This window comes from Bacteroidales bacterium (assembly GCA_035353855.1).
In the GTDB taxonomy this organism is placed as follows: domain Bacteria; phylum Bacteroidota; class Bacteroidia; order Bacteroidales; family CG2-30-32-10; genus DAOQAK01.
Genome location: DAOQAK010000009.1, coordinates 58,473 through 79,776, shown reverse-complemented (window position 1 = coordinate 79,776; position 21,304 = coordinate 58,473). Strand labels below are relative to the sequence as shown.

Genomic DNA, 21,304 nt, shown 5'->3' with positions numbered 1-21,304 from the left:
ATGGCTTGGTAAAATTGCTTGTTAAAACGTATAAAAAAATTAACGAACTATTGATTTAATAAAAACTATAAAATAATAGGAACAAAATATTTTATATAAAAGAAACAGGAAAAGAAAAAGCATTGATTTATTTTCATAATTTTGATTTAAAATAGAAATAATTTCAACTTAACAGGAAATCATTATGACAGAAAACTTAACTTTAATTTACACAGTGATAATAGTAATTGCGGCATTAATACTGCTTTTTAACACTATTATTGTTGTTGGTGGACGATCGATCGCAATTTTAGAACGGCGCTGGTTTGGAGCAAAAATGCCACAGGGACGCGTTATTGCAATGAAAAACCAAATCGGTGTGCAAGCCAGAACATTGGGCCCCGGTTTACATTTACTGGTTCCATTCATATATAAAGCCCGTAAAGTTGGCTTTACCATTATAGGCGAAAATGAAGTGGGGATCATTGAATCCATTGACGGAAACCCTGTACCTCCAGGGAAAATTTTTGCAAAAGTAGTTATGGATCATAATTCTTTTCAGGATGGTGAAGCATTTCTGAAAAACTCCGGAGAAAAAGGACCACAGATTGAAATATTACCTCCAGGTAATTACAGAATTAATCCCGCATTATTTAAAGTAAGAAATGTTCCCGTAACCGTAATCGATAAAGGACAGATTGGAATTGTAACAGCTATGGACGGTGAAGCAATTTCTCCCGGAAGACTTTTGGCAATAACAGCTCCCGGACATTCTAATTTTGAGAACGGTGATGCTTTTTTGAAAAATCACGGACAAAAAGGTCCACAATCAGAAATACTTTTACCGGGTACATACCGTATCAACCTTGATCTTTTCCATGTTGAAATGAGAGAAGCATCTATTATCCCATCAGGAAAAGTTGGATTGGTTACTGCACTCGACGGAGAACCATTACCCGAAAGAGAATATGTAGCAAAAACCGTTACCGGTCATAACGACTATCAGCATGTATCAAAATTCATAACACAGGGAGGACAAAGAGGGCCGCAGTTTGACGTTCTTCGTCCGGGAACATATTATATAAACCCATTGATGTTTAAAGTGGAACTTGATAATGTTGCCGTAGTGGAACGCGGACAGGTTGCTGTATTGGTATCGAATGTCGGTGAAGAACCTAAGCAGGTCAAAGAAATCATTGAGCAAACATCAATAGAAGAAATAAATCCTGACCAGGTTAAAGATATTGAAAAACGCGTAAATGTAGGTATTGAAAGATATGTTGTTCCAAAAGGATATCGCGGGATTCAACAGGAAGTTGCAGGTCCTGGTATATATTACCTGAACAGAAGAGCTTTCATCGCTTACATTATTGATACTACAAATATCACTATTGATTGGGACGATGTGGATGGAACAAAATTCGACCCATTGAAAGTCGTATCGCGCGATGGTTTTGAAATAAGTGTATCGGTAAAAGTAATTATGCGTGTACGCCCGGATCAGGCACCATACATGGTTTCAAAAATTGGCTCCATTGACAACCTTATCAATCATGTGATACATCCAATGATCGATTCAAGTTTCAGGAACCAGGCATCATCAACATCGGCAATGAACTTTATGCAGGACAGGCAGGACGAGCAAAAGAAAGCAGAAGAACGCGCCCGAATGGAACTTGAAAAATATCACGTGGAATGCGTTTCAGTTTTAATTTGCCAGATAAAACTTCCGCAGGAACTGATGGACACCCAGACAAAGAAAGTTATTGCACAACAACAACAGGCAATGTATACTGAACAGCAGAAAGCAGAACAAACGCGTATTGCTACAGAAAAAACCCGTTCAGAAGCAGAGCTTCAGAAACAATTAGTAGAAGCAGAAATTGGTGTGAAGATAGCTGAACAGAACAAACAAAAGACCATTACATTTGCTGAAGGAGAAGCTGAAAGTACACGAATTCGCGCAGAAGGAGAAGCTAAAGGAATAAAAGTAAAAGGAGATGCAGAAGGTTCTAAAATTCTTGCAATCGGGCAGGCAACCGCTACTGCTTATGAACTTCAGAACAAAGCAATCGGTCAGCAGGGTGTTACCTCAATAGAAATTGCAAAACAAATTGCTACGGGTAATATTAAAGTTACACCTGATTTTCTTGTACAGGGAGAAAATAATATGGGAGGATTGCTTTCTGCTTATCTTACGAAGGTAATAACAAAAAAGGAAGAAGATGTAGTAACAACAAAAGAAACAAAACCGACTAAATAATTGATTGTTTCCTACAACATAAAAAACCTCTGAATTGATCAGAGGTTTTTTTATTTATTCTTCACCAAATATTCTTACGATTTATTTTTTGTAAGCTTCTGGAAAGTTTCTTCAAGCGATTGTTCTTCTTCTTTCATTGAAAGGACAGTAATATTATGCTTAACAGCAAACTTAAAAATCTCCGGGCGAATATCGGGTTCTTTATTTGCTTTAACATTCCATATATTGCTGTTAATATTTATTACTTCTATAATTCCCGGGATTTCTTTCAGCAGCGATTTATTTACAGGGCTGCCTAACTCAATCGAAATACTTACATAATCTTCATTGATCTTGTGCATTTCAACAGTAGTTTTATTCGCAACAATTTTTCCTTTGTCAATAACAATTACTTTATCGCAAATAGCTTCTACTTCCTGCATTATATGTGTAGAAAACAAAACGGTTTTTGCTTTACCAATTTTTTTTATAAGATTTCTGATATCTATTATCTGGTTAGGGTCAAGACCTGAAGTAGGTTCATCCAGGATAAGCACTTCGGGTTCATGAATAAGTGCCTGGGCAAGACCTACACGCTGGCGGTATCCTTTTGAAAGCGCTCCGATCTTTTTTCCCTTTTCTACATCAAGCCCGGTAAGGTTGATCATTTCTGAAACACGTTCTTTTGACTTTTTCCCCATCTTATGTATTCCTGCAATGAATTCAAGATATTCCCTTATATACATATCAAGGTATAAAGGATTATGTTCAGGAAGGTACCCTACTTTTCTTTTTACTTCAATTGGGTTTTCAACTACATCAAAGCCGCAAACAGAAGCTGTTCCTGATGTTTGTGGCAGATAGCATGTGATGATTTTCATCATGGTCGATTTACCTGCTCCGTTAGGTCCTACCAATCCAACAATTTCTCCGGCATCAATTTTAAATGAAACATTATCCAATGCTTTTTGTTCGCCATACAGCTTCGTAATATTATCGACCTTTATTGACATGATGAAAAGATTTTATAATGCAAAATTATGAAAATACTTATTTAATCAGCACAAATCGTTGTTAAACATTATTAAAATAGGATTATTCTTTGGTTTAAAAAATCTGTTTTTGGTATTAGTTAATAGGTTTGGCTGCTGGTCAGGTATTTTGTTTTTTGTCAATAGTATTTTTTCACCTTACAACTTTCAACCAAACCAGTTGCTCAACCTTTTAACTTTCGACAATCAGCAAAACCAATTTCGTCTCCTTAACCTTAGTAGGTTTTTCTGATATTGAACATTCTATTGTATGAATGAATGCATTTTAATATCTTTGTTGTTATATTATTGACATTATATTGGTTAATTTTATCAATAACTAATTTTTATGAAAAAGCTTTTCATTTATACATTAATAATATCATCATTTGTGGGCTTACTGGTTTCCTGCGACCCTAATGATAATAATGATGATACCACAGATCCCCGCGATAAATTTGTTGGCAACTGGACATGTAACGAAAACAGCAATCAAAACGTGAGCTCTTCATTTACCGTTGCTATTACACTGAATTCAGGGAATAGTTCACAAATATACCTTTCAAATTTTTATCATCTTGGAACATCACAAAAAGTGTATGCTGTTGTAGCTGGTGATAATGCTAATATTCCAGAGCAAACAGTAAGTGGATTTACTATCAAAAGCGGAAGTGGAAGTATTTATAATAGCAATACTAAAATAAGCTGGAAATATAATGTAAGTGATGGCGCTGATATTGATACCTGCACTGCTGAATTTACCAAACAATAAATTTATTACTTATTTTCTTTTTTATCGGATTCGGAAACTGCCGGTTTTCCTTCTATCATTCCCTGTTGTTGAGTAAGATTGTTCAAAACCATCTCAATTATTTTAAGCATTTCATCAGCATCGGCAGCATAATACTTATAACTGGTGAGGAATTGTTCGCTTGATACATTATGTTTATCAAAAACGTATTTAAAATATTTGTTGGCGTAAAAACCAGGATTATCGGCATGAATTTCTTTTAAACACATTGCTCCTTCAGCAAGATATACATCGGTTAAAACATCGGCCAATTTATCACTTGGCATGATGTCTGCATTTTGTAATGCTTTTTTTCTTTCTTCTTCTTTTTCTTTCTTTTTGTTATTGCATGAAAAGAATACAGAAATCAAACAAAAAAAATAAATTAGTATTCGCAGTTGTTTCATTTTACAAAATTAACGAATAAAAATTTAACGGTTAAAAAGTAATCGTTTTCCTTTTTCCGATTCATCAAATTTTCCATTGCAATAAACCAGATTTCCATTAACAAATGTATGTGAAACGCTAGAACGGAAGGTGGTTCCTTCAAAGGGTGACCAATTGCATTTATACAGAATATTATTTTTGTTTACCGTCCATGGATTATTCAAATCAACCAAAACCAGATCAGCAAAGTATCCTTTACGAATGTACCCACGCTTTTCAACATTGAAGCAGATTGCCGGTGCATGCGACATTTTATGTACAATGGTTTCGAGTGATATTTTCCCCTGATGATAAAATTCAAGCATGGCCACTAATGAGTGTTGCAGCAATGGCGCTCCCGATGGAGTTTTCAGGTAATTATTGTTTTTTTCTTCAAAAGTATGCGGCGCATGGTCGGTTGCTATTACATCAAGTCTTCCATCGAGTAAAGCTTTCCATAAATTTTCTCTGTCGGATTTTGTTTTTATTGCCGGGTTCCATTTAATTAATGCGCCTTTGCCGGCATAATCTTCATCTGAAAACCATAGATGATGAACACAAACTTCAGCAGTAATTTTTTTATTTTCAAGCGAAACAGAATTATCGAGTAATGACATTTCTTCTGCTGTGGATAAATGTAGTAAGTGAAGTCTTGTATCATATTTTTTTGCAAGTTTTACTGCAAGCGATGATGATTTATAACAAGCGTCATTACTTCTGATAAGTGGATGCGCCGAAAAAGGAATATCATCGCCGTATTGTGATTTAAACAATTCGGTATTCTTCTTAATGGTTTGTTCATCCTCGCAATGAGTTGCTATCAGTATATCAGGTAATGAAAATATTTTATCAAGAACAACATCATTATCCACAAGCATATTACCTGTAGATGCTCCCATAAAGACTTTTATTCCGCAAACATTCTTGTTATTGATTTTTTTCAGCTCATCAATATTTTCATTTGTTGCGCCCAAATAAAACGAGAAATTCGCCAACGATTTTTCAGTAGCAATTTTATATTTTTCTTCAAGAATATTGATTGTTGTTGCATTAGGAACGGTATTCGGCATTTCCATGTATGAGGTTACACCACCCGCAACTGCTGCTTTCGATTCAGAATAAATATCGGCTTTATGTGTAAGCCCTGGTTCGCGCATATGTACCTGGTCGTCGATAACTCCGGGAAATAGATATTTTCCTTCGGCATTTATTATTTCTGTTTTACCAAAAATATTTTTCCCGGATAATTGTCCTATTTCAGTAATAATGTTGTTTTCAATTACAACATCAGCTTTAAATATTTTTCCTTCATTTACAATACTAGCGCCAGTAATGATATATTTCATATAAATAAAATAAAACGGCAAGTTACAGATTTTTTTCTTTTTGACTTTTGAAATTTTAAAAGGTTTTTTTGTTATTATCATTTAACTTACTTTTGCAGTATGTATAGAAAAGAAAAAAATAAAAGAACTGAAATTTCCGAATTGGGTGAATTTGGTTTAATAAAACATCTTTCGGAAAATATTGAGATTTATAATAAATCAACAATTAAAGGCATTGGTGATGATGCCGCTGTTATTAGTTGCGGTACGGATGAAATACTTGTATCGACTGATATACTTACCGAAGGAGTTCATTTTGATTTGGCATATACGCCTCTCAAACATTTGGGGTATAAGGCAGCCGCTGTTAATATCAGCGACATTGCCGCAATGAACGGAGTAGCTGAACAAATTACTGTAAGTATAGCTCTATCCAACAGGGTTTCGCTTGAAGCAATTGATGAAATATATGAAGGAATAAAACTGGCTTGTAAAAAATACCAGGTTGATTTTGTAGGAGGCGATACATCTGCAAGCGCTGCCGGATTATTTATTTCGATTACAGTGATTGGCAGGGCAAAGAAAGAATCAATAACTTATAGAAGCGGAGCGGGTGTTAATGATATTGTTCTTGTATCAGGCGATTTGGGCGCTGCATATATGGGCTTGTTACTACTTGAGCGTGAGAAAATGGTTTATAAAAGCAATCCCGATATGCAACCGGAACTTACGGGTTATGATTATATTTTGCAACGAATATTAAAACCCGAACCCCGAACAGACATTGTGAAACGACTTAAAGAAGCCGGTGTGGTTCCAACATCTATGATTGACATCTCAGACGGACTTGCTTCTGATATTATCCATATATGCCAGGAATCAGGAAAAGGATGTGCTTTATACGAAGAAAAATTTCCGATACATCCTCTTACCATTTCAATGGGTGAAGAATTTAAAATTAATGCTGTAACTGCTGCACTAAGTGGAGGCGAAGATTATGAACTACTATTTACTGTATCGCCAAAAGATTTTGAAAAGTTGAAAAATATTTCAGGAATAACACCAATAGGCCATATCACTGAAAGCGGCATTAATATCATAACACGTAATGGTGGTACTATACCTGTAAAAGCCCAGGGATGGGATGCTTTTCTGAAAAATAAATGATAATTATTTTATAATTTTGATTTATACAAATCTTTTTATTCAAAAGTAGAAATGATATTATTGATACTAAAACCTTTTTCGTTTGAAATTGCAATTGAAATTATTGCAATGGTTTTACTTCTATTTTTCTCGGCGCTGTTCTCCGGTTCAGAAATAGCTTATTTTTCATTAAAGCCGATTCATTTAAATGAATTAAAAAATAAGAAAACCCGTTCCGGTAAGATTATCCTGAAATTACTTGAAAATCCCAAACGCTTACTCGCAACATTACTGATAGCAAGTAATTTTGTAAATATAGGTATTGTTATTCTGTCTTCTTTTATTACAACAGGTTTATTTGATTTTGGCGATAGTTTATGGATTGCATTTATTATTCAGGTGGTGCTGGTTACATTTCTTATTTTACTGGTAGGAGAAATTACACCGAAAATTTATGCTACACATTATGCTTTGCAGGTAGCAGCTTTTATGTCGAGAGCAATGGTTTTTTGTATAAAACTTTTTTACCCGGTTAGTTCATTGCTTATCCGCTCAACTTCTGTAATTGATAAACGAATTACACGCAAGAACAACATTACCATTACCGACCTTTCTGCAGCACTTGATATCACTACAGGAAAAGACACACCCGATGCAAACAAAAAGATTTTAAGAGGCATTGTAAAATTCGATATTATCGATGTAAAAGAAGTGATGCATTCGCGTATGGATATTACTGCCGTTGAAATAAAAACAGATTACAAACAATTAATGAATATTATTCTCGATTCAGGTTATTCGCGAATCCCTGTTTATAAAGATAATTTAGATAATATAACAGGTATTTTACATATTAAAGATCTTTTGCCACATATTGAAAAAGAAGCAGACTTCAACTGGCAGGTATTATTGCGTCCGCCGTTTTTTGTTCCTGAAAGTAAAAAAATCGATGACCTTTTACAGGAATTCCGTCAGAAAAAAAATCATATGGCTATTGTAATTGATGAATATGGCGGAACTTCAGGAATGCTTACTATGGAAGATATTATTGAAGAAATCGTTGGCGAAATAAATGATGAATTCGATACGGACGAAGTGATTTTTTCAAAACTTGATGAGAAAAATTTTGTTTTTGAAGGGAAAACATTGCTTAATGATTTTTGCAGGATTATGAATATAGACACTACTGTATTCAGCGAAAAGAAAGGCGAATCAGATACACTGGCAGGTTTGATTCTTGAACTGGAAGGTAAAATTCCCGAAAAAAACGATAAGATTTTTTATAAAAATTTTATCTTTACCGTTGAAGCTGCCGACAAGCGCAGCATTAAACGAATTAAAGTAACACTTAACGAAAAAAATAACAGCGATGAATCGAATAATTAAAAATATTTTTGCATTAATGATTTTGTTGAGTGTTTCTCTGTTCCTGTCATGTGGCGGTGGCGATTCGGTTCCCAAACCAAAAGGATATTTCAGGATTGACCTTCCTAAAAATGAATACAAACTTTTCGATACTACCTATCCTTTTTCTTTTGAGTATCCTGTATATTCTCAAATTTCTCCCGATTCAATAAAAAATGCTGAACCATATTGGATAAATATTAATTTTCCAAAATTTAAAGGGCAATTGCATCTAAGCTATAAAGTGGTAAAAAATAATCTTTCAAAATATTCGGAAGATGCTTACAATCTTGCCATGAAACATATTGCTAAAGCAAGCAATATAGATGATACACGTATTAATATTAGCAAGAATAAAGTTTATGGAATAATATACGATATTGAAGGTATTGGTGCTGCTTCTTCTTACCAATTCTATGTTACTGACAGTACGAATAATTTTATACGTGGAGCTTTATATTTTAATGTTGCCCCTAATAACGATTCGCTGGCGCCTGTAATTTCTTTACTGAAGAAAGATATAAAGCACATGATTGAAACATTGAAGTGGAAGAAGGTTTAATATAATTTGTTTTATATAAGCTGAATTTTTATTTAACTTTGCAATTCATAATAATTAAAGGAATGTAGAAACCAGGTTTAATAAAAGGGGGTGAGTTATGATAGAAACTATTCATAACAATGATTTAAAATGGTACCACATAGTAAACCCGTCCGACAACGACATACAGTTTTTGCAGGACAACTTCAGTTTCCACCCTCTCGACCTGGAAGACCTTCAAAGCAAAACCCAACGTCCGAAGCTTGATATATACGACGATTATTATTTTATAATCCTTCATTTTCCTATTTTCGATAAAGCAAACCGTTTCATAAAAACCAGTGAAGTAAAGGTTTTCTGGGGCGAAAAATATGTTATTACAATTGCTAATTCCCAATGGATAGTTCGGAATATTTTCAATGCTGCCAAGGAAAATGAAAAAGTAAAAGAAGAAATAATGTCAAAATCAAGCGACATTTTGCTCTATGAAATTCTTGATCGCCTATTGGGTGAAACATTTTATCTTATTGGACGACTGGGTGAAGAAGTAGAACATATCAACACCGAATTATTTCGTAAAAAAGCAGAACGAACCATTGAAAGAATCTCTATAACACGCCGCAATATAATTATTCTCGATACTATATTTAAACCTCAACTTCGGGTGTTCCATAAATTTGAATCAGGCGAAGTACATGGATATGCAGAGGATATGGAAGAATACTGGGGCGATATATTAGACAAGTACCAAAAGATGTGGGACCTTACTGAAGACTACAAAGAAATAGTTGAAGGCTTATCAAAAACTTTCGATTCATTACAAACAAACCGCACAAATGAAATTATGAAAGTCCTCACACTTATTTCTTCAATATTACTACCTCTGACATTAATTGCAAGTATATACGGAATGAATATAGTTCTCCCTTTTCAAACCCATCCTTATGCATTCTGGATTGTATCTTCATCAATGGCATTAATAGTAGTAGGATTTGTCTTTTATTTCAAAAAGAAAAATTATATGTAATTCTCATCTTCCTTTATAAATATAATAAAATCAACATTTCTAATTTTATTTGAATATCCTATCTTATAAAAACCAAGGCGCTTTATTATTTTTTCACGATAATGCTATCGTAACTCATCTTCTCCGAAAGAGAATTTGTTAAACTATCAATTTCAGCAATTTCTTTTGACGATTCTTTTTTATGTTTATTACAGGCGGGAAGTGATAAGCAAAATATTACTATAAAAAAATATAGTGCTTTTTTATACATTTTGTTTGTTTGATTTGGGCATGTAAATATATTTATTTTTTAAATATATCGGTTTGCTTTTGGATTGATTCTTCATGAATTACCCGTAAAAGTTTTAGTAAGAATTCACGATTAAGCCCAAGTTCTTCACCAAGCTCAATACTTTCGCGGACTACATCGTTCCAACGCCGAATCTGAAGAATGGTTATATTGTTTTCTTTTTTGAATTTGCCAATATCTTCAATAATCTTCATACGTTTTGAAATAAGATGAATCAACTCAACATCAATGTTATCAATTTCAGAGCGAAGTTCAATCAGTTTATTTGTGAACTCCGTATTTTCAGTATAATTGCTGCGTATGATTAATTTTGAAATAAGCTGTACCAATTCGTCAGGAGTGATTTGTTGTTTGGCATCGGACAGCGCTTTCTTAGGATTGACATGTGTTTCAATCATCATTCCGTCCATTTCCAGGTCGAGTGCTTTCTGGCAAACACTTTCCAATAACATTGAATTTCCTGTGATGTGACTAGGGTCACAAATTACTGGAAGCTCCGGGCAAATACGCATCAATTCAATTGGAATTTCCCAAATAGGTGCATTGCGATAAACCGTATTTTCGTATGAAGTGAATCCACGATGTATGGCAATAATTTTATTTATTTTCGATTTATTGATTCGTTCAATTGCGCCTATCCATAATTTTAAATCGGGAGTAACCGGATTTTTTATCATCACCGGAATATCATATCCCTTAAGGGCTTCAGCGATTTCCTGTACAGAAAATGGATTGGCAGTTGTTCGGGCGCCAAGCCAAAGTATATCAATTTCATTTTTAATAGCTGCTTCAACATGTTGCGGTGTGGCAACTTCAACGCAAACAGGTAATCCTGTTTTTTCTTTAACTTCCGAAAGCCATGGCAATCCTGCTTCTCCAACACCTTCAAATGCATCAGGGCGTGTTCGGGGTTTCCATATCCCGGCACGAAAAACATTTACAATTCCAGTCTTTGCTAATTTTTTTGCAGTTTGCAAAACCTGTTCTTTGTTTTCAGCGCTACACGGACCACTAATAATTAAAGGACGTTCAGGAAAGTTGAGCCATTCTTTTAAAGGTATTATGTTGAGTTTTACTTCCTGCATTTTTTTGTAAAGTTAAAAAATCATAATAACTCCCGGTTATATTCCGATTCTTTTTCTTCGTATTGAACATGCAGTTCTTCCCACTGTTTCATTTCTTCTTCCAGTAATTTTTTATTTTTTTCGTACGAAGCGTAAAAAGTTTTATCAGATAAAACTTCCTTATAAGTTTCAGGGTTAATAAGCTTTTCGTCGGTTTCTTTAACCAGTTGTTCCAGTTGCGAAATTTTTTCCTCCGATTTTTCAATCAGCGTTTTTATTTTACGAAGCTCTTTTTCGATTACTTTTCTTTTTTCGTAATTGGATTTATTAGTAACCGTATTTTCTTTTTTATCCTTTTGAGTTGTTGTTTTTTTATTGACTTCAAGTTGTTGAAGCGATTCTATTTTTCTTGATTTAAGAAAATCATAAATATCGCCAAGGTATTCACGTATGGTATGATTTTTAAATTCAAAAATCCTGTTGGTTAATCCGTGTAAAAAATATCTGTCGTGCGAAACAATCAAAAGTGTACCATCGAACTTTAATAATGCTTGTTTTAAAATATCTTTCGATCGCATATCGAGATGATTGGTTGGCTCATCAAGAACTAAAAAATTAACAGGGCTAAGAATTAGCTTAGCCAAAGCCAGTCTTGACTTTTCACCACCTGAAAGTACTTTTACTTTTTTTTCAATATCATCTTTATCAAACAAGAATGAACCTAATATTGATCTTATTTTTGGTCGTATTTCACCAACAGCAGCATCGTCGATAGTTTCGAAAACTGTTTTATCAGGATTTAAAAGGTCGGATTGGTTTTGAGCATAGTAACCTAATTTCACATTATGACCATGCTTAATTTCTCCAGTATAATCAAGTTCCTGAACAATAATTCGTGAAAGTGTTGTTTTTCCTTCGCCATTTTTTCCCACAAAAGCAAGGCGTTCACCTTTATTGATAAGAAAATTTAAATCATTTAAAATATTATGACTGCCATAATTTTTTGTAAGATGATTGGCTTCAATAATTACTTTTCCTGAATGTGGGGCCGGTGGAAATCGAAAGTAAATGGATGAATTATCGGTTTCATCAATTTCAATTCGTTCAATTTTATCAAGCAATTTTATTCGCGACTGCACCTGTCGTGCTTTTGTAGCCTGGTATCTGAATCTGTTAATAAATTTTTCATTATCGGCGATTTGCTTTTGCTGGTTATTATAGGCTGCCGTCTGATGTTCAATGCGTTCGGTACGCATTTTTTCATAAACAGAATAAGAAGCTTTATAGTCGTATGTCTTTCCTAGTGAAATCTCAATTGTTCGGATTGTAATGTTATCAAGAAATGCACGGTCGTGTGAAACCAGCATCACAGCTCCATAATAATTTATAAGAAAATCTTCAAGCCATTGGATTGATTCAATATCCAGGTGATTTGTAGGTTCATCGAGTAAAATAAAATTTGGTTTTTGCAATAAAATTTTTGCGAGTTCCACGCGCATTTGCCATCCACCGCTGAATTCAGAGATTGACCGTGAAAAATCACTATGTAAAAAACCTAACCCAAGCAAAACTTTTTCAGTTTCCCCTTGCATATTATGCCCGCCAAGTAATTGAAAACGTTCATTAGCATCAGTAAGTTTATGAAGAAGGTTGTAATAACTTTCCGATTCAAAATCGGTACGACTTGCTATTTCGGAAGTAACTTTTTTTATTTTTTCTTCCAATTTCAATGCTTCCGAAAATGCAGTCATTGCTTCTTCAATTACTGTCTTCCCGGAATTGACAAAAGTAATTTCCTGTGGAAGAAAACCTATGGTATTTCCTGAAGGTATGATTACATTTCCACTTTCAGGCTCCTGAATTCCGGCGATAATGCGCATCAGGGTGGTTTTACCAGCGCCATTTTTGCCTACCAATCCAACCCTGTCTTTATCAGCTATAACAAAAGAAACATCATCGAATAGATTTGTCCCGGTAAAATGTACAGAAAGATTATTTACTGAAATCATGTTTATAAAAAAGTATACAAAGATAAAAAATCATAATGACACATTCATTTTTAAGGCTCGTTCAAATAATGAAAGGGAGCTGTAATCCTGCTCCCTTTCATTATTTTACTTCTGGAATATCTATTAAGGCATTCTAAAATAAAAGATATATTATATATCCTCCATTAATTCATCAGTAAGTTCCATATTATGGAATACATTGGTAACATCATCGTCGTCTTCAAAATTATCAATAATTTTCAAAACTCTTTGTGCTGATTCTTTATCCAGTTTAGTAGTAGTTTTAGGAATACGTTGCAGTTCGGCGCTTTCAGGTTCTATTTTCATCGCTTCTAATTTTTTCATCATCGAACCAAAATCTTCCATAGCTGTTGTAATGGTGAAAAATCCATCTTCAAGCACTACGTCTTCAGCACCGGCATCAATCACTTCCATAATAAAATCATCTTCAACCAAATCGCCTTGTGGTACAGTAAAAATTCCTTTCCGGTCAAAAATAAAACTCAATGAACCATTCGTACCAAGGCTTCCATTACATTTATTAAAAATTGAACGGACATTGGCTACTGTTCGTTGAATATTATCAGTAGTAGCTTCAATAAATAATGCAATACCTCCGGGAGCATAACCTTCATAAGTAACTTCAGAAAGAGCAGCAGAATCCTTATCGGCAGCTTTACTTATTGCCCTGGATATATTTTCCTTAGGCATATTCACACCTTTTGCATTAGCAATTGCAAGACGTAAACGTGGATTACTATCGGGATCGGGACCGCCTTCTTTTACAGCAACAGTCATTTCTTTGATAATTTTTGAAAAAGCCTTTGATCGCTTAGCATCAATGGCTCCTTTTTTCCTTTTAATGGTTGACCATTTATTGTGACCTGACATAAATTTTTAAATATTGAAGGTTAATTTAAGGGCGTAAAGTTAAAAAATATTTTTATCTCTTTTCAAATAAAAAGCCACCCTATGATAAGGATGGCCAAATATTAGGAGAAAATATATGTTGAGTTTAAAGTCCGGCAATATTTATTCCAATTGTAAATGGATACAATTGAGGGCCTTCATCCTTTTTAAATAACCCATTCATCGCATATGAAGCATACAGATCAAGTTTTCCAACACCAACGCGTACCATAGCACTATAGCGGAATGGGTTCAGGTTAAAATCATCTTTTGTTTTTGGGTTGTATTTAACACCGTCAATCTCGTATAACTGTTTTGTGTGTGAACCTATTTTTACACCACCAACAATACCTGCTGATAAATGTATTGTACGATTATGTTTTCCATAAGGATTGGTATCAAACTGGAATAAAAGCGGAACATTCAGATACGAAGTTTGTAGTTTATTCTTTTTATATACTATAGCTGAATCATAAACTGCTGTAATAAAGTCTGCTTTTGGAGTTAGAATATAATTTTCGCTGAATCGGTAATTACTGAAATCAAAACCTAAACCTGTAACCAGGTTGATATGGTTTTTCCATATTGGGAAATTCTTCTCCAGAAGATTCAAACTTACATTAATACTTTTTCTGTAATCAAGGTCAAGAAAATCATAACCTGCAGGTATTGTAGTTTTATTATTTGCATTTAAATAACCGTTAACCCCTATGCCTACTCCTGACCAGTATATTTTAAATTTATCTTTATGATTTGCTTTTTTTATTGAATCATGTTTATTCTCATCGCCGACGATTAATAATTTTTTATGACCAAATCTGACCTTTGTTGTATCACCATTATCTGAATTAGAAACGCCATTGTTTAAACCATAAGATCCAACTCCATTTATTTTAATGTCTTTGGTAACCGGTTCTTCCATATATGTAATTTCACCGGCTCCATTAATAGTTCCTTTCAGTTCCTGTTTAGCATTGACTTTAGCATCACCTGCACCATTGATTACTACTTCGGTTGAATTGGTTTTTAAATCATATGCGCTAACGTCACCTGCACCTGACACCGTTAAATTATGAGTTTCGGCTGTACCGGTATATTCAATGTCTCCGGCTCCTTCAATTGAAGTAGTAAGGTTTTTCACATTTACATTTAAATCAGCTTCTGATGCAGCACCTTTAAGTCTTACATCAAAGTTATCGCTGGTTATTGGAGTTTCACATTTCACTTCACAAGGTGAAATTAATTCAAGCTTTTCAAGTTTTACAAAATTAATTGTAATATCTTCTTTTGCTTTTTTAATGAACAATACATTATCTTTAATTTCTGTTGAAACTAAATCTTGTAAATCTCCTTCTTTAATACTGATAGAATTTTCTGTACCCTGAACAAGCATAACATCAGCAGGAGCAGAAATAACTATAGAATTAAATTCGGATAGAGTAGTTTTATTTGTAGTTGTCTGGGCACAAACTGTCATTATGCCTGCCACTAATATAAAGCCTGTGTTTACAAGAGCTTTAATATATTTATTTGTTTTCATGGTTATTTATTTTTATAGTTAATAATCCGTTTTCTTATTTATATGACGAATTACTATTTTTAAAAGTTACAGCTTAAAAATAATTTTTATACTTTTTTCTTTTACTGACCGATATTGTGTGCTAATTCAAAGCTATCGCCAAATGAAAACTTATAACCATTGTTATTTTCATTTTTCACCAACGTTGCTTCTGCACCTGTAAGTTCGTTAAATTTATTTAATCCTGCATCGGCCAAATCCCATCCTGTAAGCTTATCCGAGGGTTTTATTTTATCTTTTTTATTCTGAGGTGCAATTGATTTTTTAATTTTATATAAGGCAAATTGTGTTAATGATATTGTATTGTCATCATTCTTATTTTCTTCTTTTGCAGCTTCATTTTCTTTCTTTCGCTGAACCATTGCATAAAAATCTTCATAAATCGTAATTTTTGATATTTCTATTTTTTCATCATTACCTATAAAAACATTGTTCAATGAAGAAGCATAAATATTTTCAGTTTGTTCAATACTTTTTTTATTATCTGAAATATTAGAAATATTTTGTTTTTGAGTATTGTCTGCATAATTATCAGATGCTGTATTGTCAACTGATTTATCAGTAATTTTTTGTACATTTTTACTTTTTAATTCGATATTTCGTCTTTCAGCAGTATAAATTTGTTGAACATTATTTCTGTCAAGTAAAGCATATATTGAAATTATAAGCAATAACGAAGCAGCCACTGATATTGCATAATACATATAGCGGACTTTTACCGTTTTTTGCAATAATACGGTTTTCTTAAGTTGTTCTTTCCTGTTAAAAACAATAGCTGTATCAAAAGTAATTTTTGTTTGTCCGAATAAATTATATTCTTTACTTAAATGAGGATTTTTATTTAAAAACTCTTTTAATTCTGAATGTTGTTGTAAAGTCAGGTCACCTTCAAAAGCTGCAATAAAATACTCGGTATAATTGTTCTCATTAATATTTGCAGATGATAAAATAGTTTCCTTTTTTAAACATTGTTTTAAATCGAATTTTATTTTTTCATCAGGAGCAACTTTAGTTTTCGAGAACAATTCAAATTCATTTTTTAAAGAAATATTTTTTTCAAGAAACAGTAGAACATTATTTTTTTCTATTTCAGATAAATCGCCTTCGTGGTAAGCAATAAAATAATCAGTATAATTCGACTCATTGATATTGCCTACTTTCACTAAAATATTTTTTTTCAACTGCTCTTTGCCGTCAAAAACAACTTTTTTAATAGGAGGCAGGCTAACATTTTCAAAGTTTTCAAACTCTTCTTTCAAATCATAATGAACATCCAGAAAATTCATCAATTCCTCAATCTGCGAAGGGTTGAGCTTACCTTCGTAGAAGTCGAGAAACCAAATCTCATAATTATTTCTGTTGATATTCATTTTTATAAAACATTTTCAAGTTTGCCAATGTATTCTTTTAAAAACAAGCGGGCGCGGTATATATACACTTTAACCTGCGATTCGTTTAGTCCTGTAATTTCTCCAATCTCTTCGTATGAATAACCTTCATAATCTCGCAACAACACTACTGAACGCTGAATTTCGGGCAATTTATTAACCGCATTTCTTACCACTTCCTTTAACCCAAAAAATTCTTTATTGCATGCCTGCTGGTTATATTCGATATCTTCAAAACTAGTTATTTTTTTATCTCTTCTAATCGCATCTATCATGGTGTGATAAGCTGTTGTAAAAAGATATGAACGACCTTTTTTGTATTCAATATCATTAACCTTTTCCCACATTTTAATGAACGAATCCTGTACTATATCCTTAGCTTTATCCTCATCGCGTATATTATGCAATACAAATCGATATACACCATCAGAAAATTCATCAACACACTTATTGTATTCTTCTGTTGTCATTATGTTAGAAAATTGGGTGTTTTCGTGTTTATGACGAAACAACAAAACCAAAAGTTACAGCTAAGATAAAAAAAATGCCAATAATCTTAAAAACAATTGTTAGTCCAATGCTTACCGTTCCCTTTCACTGGTATTTTTCTACCGAAAATTTTTTTGTCGTTTCCCTTAACTGACTATTACTTTCTTTCATCTCCCCACTAATATATAATTGTATTACAATTAATTTAAAATCATAAGGTATGAAAACAAAAAACGTTAATCTTGATGATGTAGTTTTTGAAGAGCGTAACAAAAACTACGGTGCCTTCCTCCTAAGGAAAAGCTACAATAAAAATGTAGCCATTGCCTTATTCCTTGCTCTGCTATTTTTTTTCTGTGTTATTGCCTATCCATTGTTAGCTGGATTAACAGATAATATAAGCAGTAAAATTGAAACAAAGGTTGATTGCAATTTTACTGAACTTAGCGAACCTCCTGAAAAACAAGAAATCCAACTTCCCGAGTTACCAGAGCCATTACCAGTTGAACGTTATACTGTACCAATATTAGTTGATAGTGCAGTAATAGATGATGATGGTGGTCTTGCAGACCTTATGTATAATACACAAAACGGAACTCCTCCTGACATAGGTGATGGCGGAATAATAGTTGTAAAAGAACCGGAAAAAAATTCACCTATTGAACCAATTTCAAACAATGAAGTTTTTTTAAATGTTCAGGAAATGCCTGAATTTATTGGGGGGATTGAAAAAATGCACGAATACCTTTCAAAAAATATAGTTTATCCACAAATCGCTAAAGATAACGGAATAAAAGGAAAAGTACATGTTAAATTTGTAGTTGAAAAAGATGGTAGTATTTCTAATGTAACATTATTGAATGATATTGGCGGAGGTTGTGGAGAAGAAGCTCTGCGAGTAATTAATTCAATGCCCAAATGGAGACCGGGAAAACAAAACAGTACAACAGTAAGGGTTTGGTTTGTTCTTCCAATACACTTTGATTTAATTGAAAAATAATTATAATAAAAAGCCCGCTGAAATGCGGGTTTATTACTTCTTATAAAATATGAATATTTTTCTTTTTCGATATTTGATAAATTAGAAACAAAGTGGTGGTTGTAAATATTATACTGATGATTACCGGCATCAATGCATTTTCACCGGTACCTATTGTATCAAAAGCATTTGAAGCGGATTGATTATTTACCAGGTAAGATACAATTACTGCTGCCGAATTATTTACAAAATGGATGAATATAGGAACCCATAAAGAACCCGTCCATACAAATGAATAACCTAAAAGTACACCCATAAGAAAGCGCGGAATAAATCCATAAAATTGAAAATGTATAGCGCTGAATAAAAATGCGGATATAATAACTGCAACATGAATATTTTTTGTCCATTTAAAAAATAAAGGTTGAACAACTCCCCTGAATAAAAATTCTTCGCCAACTGCAGGAATAATACCTATCATAAAAAGATTTATCAGGAAACCCCAAATTGTTGATACATTTAAAAACATTACTGTAACCTGACCTGCTTTATCTTCCGATTCACGCATCCACTGCTCAATGCCTGCAAACGATTCAGGTAATTTCATTTTCATATTTATTTCCGAAAGGAAATTAATAAATGGTAATGCAAGCAATATGCAGCATCCTGAAAGAATTAATATTCTTAAAGAAGGTTTTATGTTTATTTTTAAATAGGAAGAAATATTTCCTCCATCAAGGAATGCAAATAATAATACCGGAAAAATAAACATTCCAAACTGACTTACAATTTGAAAATATTTTTGTAATGCTATGGATGAACTATCAGCAGCATCTATTGATGCAAGATTCCCCATTATGTTGCTTCCCCAAAAAAATGTACCCATTAATATTCCTAAAAAAAGAGTAAATATAGCACACGAAAACACTAATAGTATTAATAATAAAAGTTTTGAAAAAGGAGGAAGCTGATTTATAAAAGGAGGTTTAAGCATGCTTTTATTTTCTAATTTTGTGTGAAATTAATAAATTTTTTATTTCAAGTGGCGTTAAGAATAGGAAATATTGAGCTAGGAGAAAATCCACTCTTTCTTGCTCCAATGGAAGACATAACAGACAAGCCTTTCCGAATGATCTGTAAAAAATTCGGAGTTGATATTATGTATACCGAATTTATTTCTTCGGAAGGTTTGATTCGTGATGCAAGGAAAAGTATTGCCAAACTTGATATTTCAGATATTGAACGACCAATTGGAGTCCAGATTTTCGGTCATGATATCAGCTCCATGCAAAGAGCTACAGAGCTTGCCGAAGAATCAAAACCTGATTTAATTGATTTGAATTTTGGCTGCCCTGTTAGAAAAGTAGTAAACAAAGGCGCCGGTGCTGCTTTACTTCTTGATATTGATAAAATGATTAAAATGACCGAAGCTGTTGTAAAGTCAACATTATTACCGGTTACAGTAAAAACAAGAATTGGATGGGATGAAAAAAATAAACCCATAGTTGAGCTTGCAGAAAAATTGCAGGATATAGGAATTAAAGCACTCACTATTCACGGAAGAACGCGTGCACAGCTATATACAGGAAATGCCGATTGGACATTGATTGGAAAAGTAAAATCAAATCCCAGAATGTTTATCCCGATTATCGGTAACGGCGATGTAAATTCTCCTGAAATTGCCAAAGAATTGAAAGAAAGATATGGCGTTGATGGAATCATGCTTGGCCGCGCAACTATTGGAAATCCATGGATCTTTAGAAATATTAAAGATTTTTTTTCTACAGGTAATTATTGTATGACGCCCCGTATTACTGAAAGAATTGATGTTTGCAAAGAACACCTTGAATTATCAATAGAAAAAAAAGGTGAACGTACCGGGGTAATCGAAATGAGAAAACATTTTATAGGATACTTCAAGGGTTTGAATCATTTCAAATCATTCCGCATGATACTTTTACAGACAACAAACAGAGAACAGGTTTTACAGGTACTTGATAATATTAAAGCTGCATTTCAGGAATAATTATTGGATTTTATTTTCTAATAAAACATCTTTTAACGAATCTTCCGGGTTATATAAAACTACTTTCATCCCCAGTTTTTCAGCAGTTTTTATATTAACAGGCGAATCATCAATAAATACAGTTTCTTCTTCATTAAGTTTACTGCCTTTCAAAACATATTCAAAAATTTCTTTATCCGGTTTTCGCATATGAAGTTTAAACGAATAATATGCTTCTTCAAAAAGCATTGTTAAATCATTTATTCCATATTTTTTATTTAATAGTTCATTATATACAGAATTATGAATTACATTGGTATTACTTAAAAGGAAAATACGATATTTTTTATTTAACTCTTTAAGTAATTCTATTCTGTCCATTGGAAAATCAAGGAGCATAGCATTCCATGCGTTATATATTTGGTTATTTGTAACTGGTTTTTCAATTGTTTTTTTCAAATTAGCAATAAATTCTTTTTCTGATATATTTCCTTTTTCAAACATATCAAACAATTTACTTTGAGAATATCGGGAAAATAATTCATCAATATTAGTAATCCCTAGTTTTCTGAATTCTTCAATAGACTTTGAAAAATCGATATTCAGGATAACACCACCTAAATCGAAAATTAAATTTTTTATCATAAATATATTTTTTTCTCTTGTACAATTAAGAAAATAT

At 33.1% G+C, this 21,304-nt stretch carries 19 protein-coding genes; 8 read left to right on the top strand and 11 right to left on the bottom strand.

Annotated features, from left to right (window positions below):
- Positions 1–184 precede the first annotated feature (184 nt).
- A complete protein-coding gene (locus PKK00_03715) occupies positions 185–2,242 on the top strand; it encodes an SPFH domain-containing protein (protein HNW97504.1) in 2,058 nt (685 codons plus the stop codon).
- A gap of 74 nt (positions 2,243–2,316) precedes the next feature.
- Here PKK00_03715 and gldA read toward each other — a convergent pair whose 3' ends face one another.
- Positions 2,317–3,234: a gliding motility-associated ABC transporter ATP-binding subunit GldA gene (gldA, locus tag PKK00_03710; protein HNW97503.1), complete on the bottom strand. Its 918-nt coding sequence runs from the start codon at positions 3,232–3,234 to the stop codon at positions 2,317–2,319.
- Between the two features lie 367 nt (positions 3,235–3,601).
- Here gldA and PKK00_03705 point away from each other — a divergent pair, with 367 nt between their 5' ends.
- Entirely contained in the window at positions 3,602–4,024 is a 423-nt protein-coding gene (locus tag PKK00_03705; GenBank protein ID HNW97502.1) for a hypothetical protein, read from the top strand.
- A 5-nt stretch (positions 4,025–4,029) separates the two neighbouring features.
- Here the strand turns inward: PKK00_03705 and PKK00_03700 are convergent, their stop codons facing one another.
- Positions 4,030–4,449, bottom strand: a complete 420-nt coding sequence (locus PKK00_03700) for a DUF4296 domain-containing protein (GenBank protein ID HNW97501.1) — start codon at positions 4,447–4,449, stop codon at positions 4,030–4,032.
- A 24-nt stretch (positions 4,450–4,473) separates the two neighbouring features.
- On the bottom strand, positions 4,474–5,814 hold the full coding sequence (locus PKK00_03695) for a dihydroorotase (protein HNW97500.1): 1,341 nt from the start codon (positions 5,812–5,814) through the stop codon (positions 4,474–4,476).
- A gap of 99 nt (positions 5,815–5,913) precedes the next feature.
- Between PKK00_03695 and thiL the strand changes: the two genes are divergently transcribed.
- The 4 genes from thiL (at position 5,914) to PKK00_03675 (ending at position 9,911) form a co-directional block, all read left to right on the top strand.
- Positions 5,914–6,960, top strand: a complete 1,047-nt coding sequence (gene thiL, locus PKK00_03690; GenBank protein HNW97499.1) for a thiamine-phosphate kinase — start codon at positions 5,914–5,916, stop codon at positions 6,958–6,960.
- Between the two features lie 51 nt (positions 6,961–7,011).
- Positions 7,012–8,325, top strand: coding sequence for a gliding motility-associated protein GldE (gene gldE, locus PKK00_03685; protein HNW97498.1), 1,314 nt, complete (start codon positions 7,012–7,014; stop codon positions 8,323–8,325).
- Positions 8,309–8,905: a gliding motility lipoprotein GldD gene (gene gldD / locus PKK00_03680; GenBank protein HNW97497.1), complete on the top strand. Its 597-nt coding sequence runs from the start codon at positions 8,309–8,311 to the stop codon at positions 8,903–8,905. Before gldE ends, gldD begins: the two co-directional genes overlap by 17 nt.
- A 97-nt stretch (positions 8,906–9,002) precedes the next feature.
- Positions 9,003–9,911, top strand: coding sequence for a magnesium transporter CorA family protein (locus PKK00_03675; protein ID HNW97496.1), 909 nt, complete (start codon positions 9,003–9,005; stop codon positions 9,909–9,911).
- 282 nt (positions 9,912–10,193) lie between these two features.
- On the opposite strand, the gene PKK00_03670 is transcribed toward PKK00_03675, so the two are convergent.
- The 6 genes from PKK00_03670 to PKK00_03645 all read right to left on the bottom strand — a co-directional run bounded on the left by PKK00_03670 (position 10,194) and on the right by PKK00_03645 (position 17,619).
- On the bottom strand, positions 10,194–11,285 hold the full coding sequence (locus PKK00_03670) for a chorismate mutase (protein HNW97495.1): 1,092 nt from the start codon (positions 11,283–11,285) through the stop codon (positions 10,194–10,196).
- Positions 11,286–11,305: 20 nt separating this feature from the next.
- Positions 11,306–13,273 carry an ABC-F family ATP-binding cassette domain-containing protein gene (locus PKK00_03665; GenBank protein HNW97494.1) on the bottom strand — a complete coding sequence of 656 codons (1,968 nt, stop codon included), beginning with the start codon at positions 13,271–13,273 and terminating at the stop codon, positions 11,306–11,308.
- 150 nt (positions 13,274–13,423) lie between these two features.
- Complete coding sequence (locus tag PKK00_03660; protein HNW97493.1) at positions 13,424–14,164, bottom strand: YebC/PmpR family DNA-binding transcriptional regulator; 741 nt, start codon at positions 14,162–14,164, stop codon at positions 13,424–13,426.
- Positions 14,165–14,288: 124 nt separating this feature from the next.
- The gene (locus tag PKK00_03655; protein HNW97492.1) at positions 14,289–15,722 is read right to left on the bottom strand and encodes a DUF2807 domain-containing protein; all 1,434 of its coding nucleotides are present in this window, start codon (positions 15,720–15,722) and stop codon (positions 14,289–14,291) included.
- 101 nt (positions 15,723–15,823) lie between these two features.
- Positions 15,824–17,131, bottom strand: coding sequence for a hypothetical protein (locus PKK00_03650; protein ID HNW97491.1), 1,308 nt, complete (start codon positions 17,129–17,131; stop codon positions 15,824–15,826).
- 2 nt (positions 17,132–17,133) lie between these two features.
- Positions 17,134–17,619 carry an RNA polymerase sigma factor gene (locus PKK00_03645; protein ID HNW97490.1) on the bottom strand — a complete coding sequence of 162 codons (486 nt, stop codon included), beginning with the start codon at positions 17,617–17,619 and terminating at the stop codon, positions 17,134–17,136.
- A 239-nt stretch (positions 17,620–17,858) separates the two neighbouring features.
- Between PKK00_03645 and PKK00_03640 the strand changes: the two genes are divergently transcribed.
- Entirely contained in the window at positions 17,859–18,638 is a 780-nt protein-coding gene (locus PKK00_03640; GenBank protein ID HNW97489.1) for an energy transducer TonB, read from the top strand.
- 40 nt (positions 18,639–18,678) lie between these two features.
- Here PKK00_03640 and PKK00_03635 read toward each other — a convergent pair whose 3' ends face one another.
- Positions 18,679–19,503 (bottom strand): CPBP family intramembrane metalloprotease, encoded by an 825-nt coding sequence (locus PKK00_03635; protein ID HNW97488.1) that lies wholly within the window; start codon positions 19,501–19,503, stop codon positions 18,679–18,681.
- A 156-nt stretch (positions 19,504–19,659) separates the two neighbouring features.
- Here PKK00_03635 and dusB point away from each other — a divergent pair, with 156 nt between their 5' ends.
- Entirely contained in the window at positions 19,660–20,643 is a 984-nt protein-coding gene (gene dusB / locus PKK00_03630; protein HNW97487.1) for a tRNA dihydrouridine synthase DusB, read from the top strand.
- Here dusB and PKK00_03625 read toward each other — a convergent pair whose 3' ends face one another.
- On the bottom strand, positions 20,644–21,267 hold the full coding sequence (locus PKK00_03625) for an HAD family phosphatase (GenBank protein ID HNW97486.1): 624 nt from the start codon (positions 21,265–21,267) through the stop codon (positions 20,644–20,646). It abuts the gene before it with no gap.
- Positions 21,268–21,304 lie beyond the last annotated feature (37 nt).

Excerpts from the sequence above, each read along its gene's own strand:
- PKK00_03715 (HNW97504.1), top strand. The coding sequence starts at position 185 with ATGACAGAAAACTTAACTTTAATTTACACAGTGATAATAGTAATTGCG.
- PKK00_03640 (HNW97489.1), top strand. The coding sequence starts at position 17,859 with ATGAAAACAAAAAACGTTAATCTTGATGATGTAGTTTTTGAAGAGCGT.
- gldA (HNW97503.1), bottom strand. The coding sequence starts at position 3,234 with ATGTCAATAAAGGTCGATAATATTACGAAGCTGTATGGCGAACAAAAA.
- PKK00_03625 (HNW97486.1), bottom strand. The coding sequence starts at position 21,267 with ATGATAAAAAATTTAATTTTCGATTTAGGTGGTGTTATCCTGAATATC.
- PKK00_03705 (HNW97502.1), top strand. The coding sequence starts at position 3,602 with ATGAAAAAGCTTTTCATTTATACATTAATAATATCATCATTTGTGGGC.
- thiL (HNW97499.1), top strand. The coding sequence starts at position 5,914 with ATGTATAGAAAAGAAAAAAATAAAAGAACTGAAATTTCCGAATTGGGT.
- PKK00_03650 (HNW97491.1), bottom strand. The coding sequence starts at position 17,131 with ATGAATATCAACAGAAATAATTATGAGATTTGGTTTCTCGACTTCTAC.
- PKK00_03670 (HNW97495.1), bottom strand. The coding sequence starts at position 11,285 with ATGCAGGAAGTAAAACTCAACATAATACCTTTAAAAGAATGGCTCAAC.
- gldD (HNW97497.1), top strand. The coding sequence starts at position 8,309 with ATGAATCGAATAATTAAAAATATTTTTGCATTAATGATTTTGTTGAGT.
- PKK00_03645 (HNW97490.1), bottom strand. The coding sequence starts at position 17,619 with ATGACAACAGAAGAATACAATAAGTGTGTTGATGAATTTTCTGATGGT.
- PKK00_03665 (HNW97494.1), bottom strand. The coding sequence starts at position 13,273 with ATGATTTCAGTAAATAATCTTTCTGTACATTTTACCGGGACAAATCTA.
- gldE (HNW97498.1), top strand. The coding sequence starts at position 7,012 with ATGATATTATTGATACTAAAACCTTTTTCGTTTGAAATTGCAATTGAA.
- PKK00_03655 (HNW97492.1), bottom strand. The coding sequence starts at position 15,722 with ATGAAAACAAATAAATATATTAAAGCTCTTGTAAACACAGGCTTTATA.
- PKK00_03660 (HNW97493.1), bottom strand. The coding sequence starts at position 14,164 with ATGTCAGGTCACAATAAATGGTCAACCATTAAAAGGAAAAAAGGAGCC.
- PKK00_03695 (HNW97500.1), bottom strand. The coding sequence starts at position 5,814 with ATGAAATATATCATTACTGGCGCTAGTATTGTAAATGAAGGAAAAATA.
- PKK00_03635 (HNW97488.1), bottom strand. The coding sequence starts at position 19,503 with ATGGGTACATTTTTTTGGGGAAGCAACATAATGGGGAATCTTGCATCA.
- PKK00_03675 (HNW97496.1), top strand. The coding sequence starts at position 9,003 with ATGATAGAAACTATTCATAACAATGATTTAAAATGGTACCACATAGTA.
- PKK00_03700 (HNW97501.1), bottom strand. The coding sequence starts at position 4,449 with ATGAAACAACTGCGAATACTAATTTATTTTTTTTGTTTGATTTCTGTA.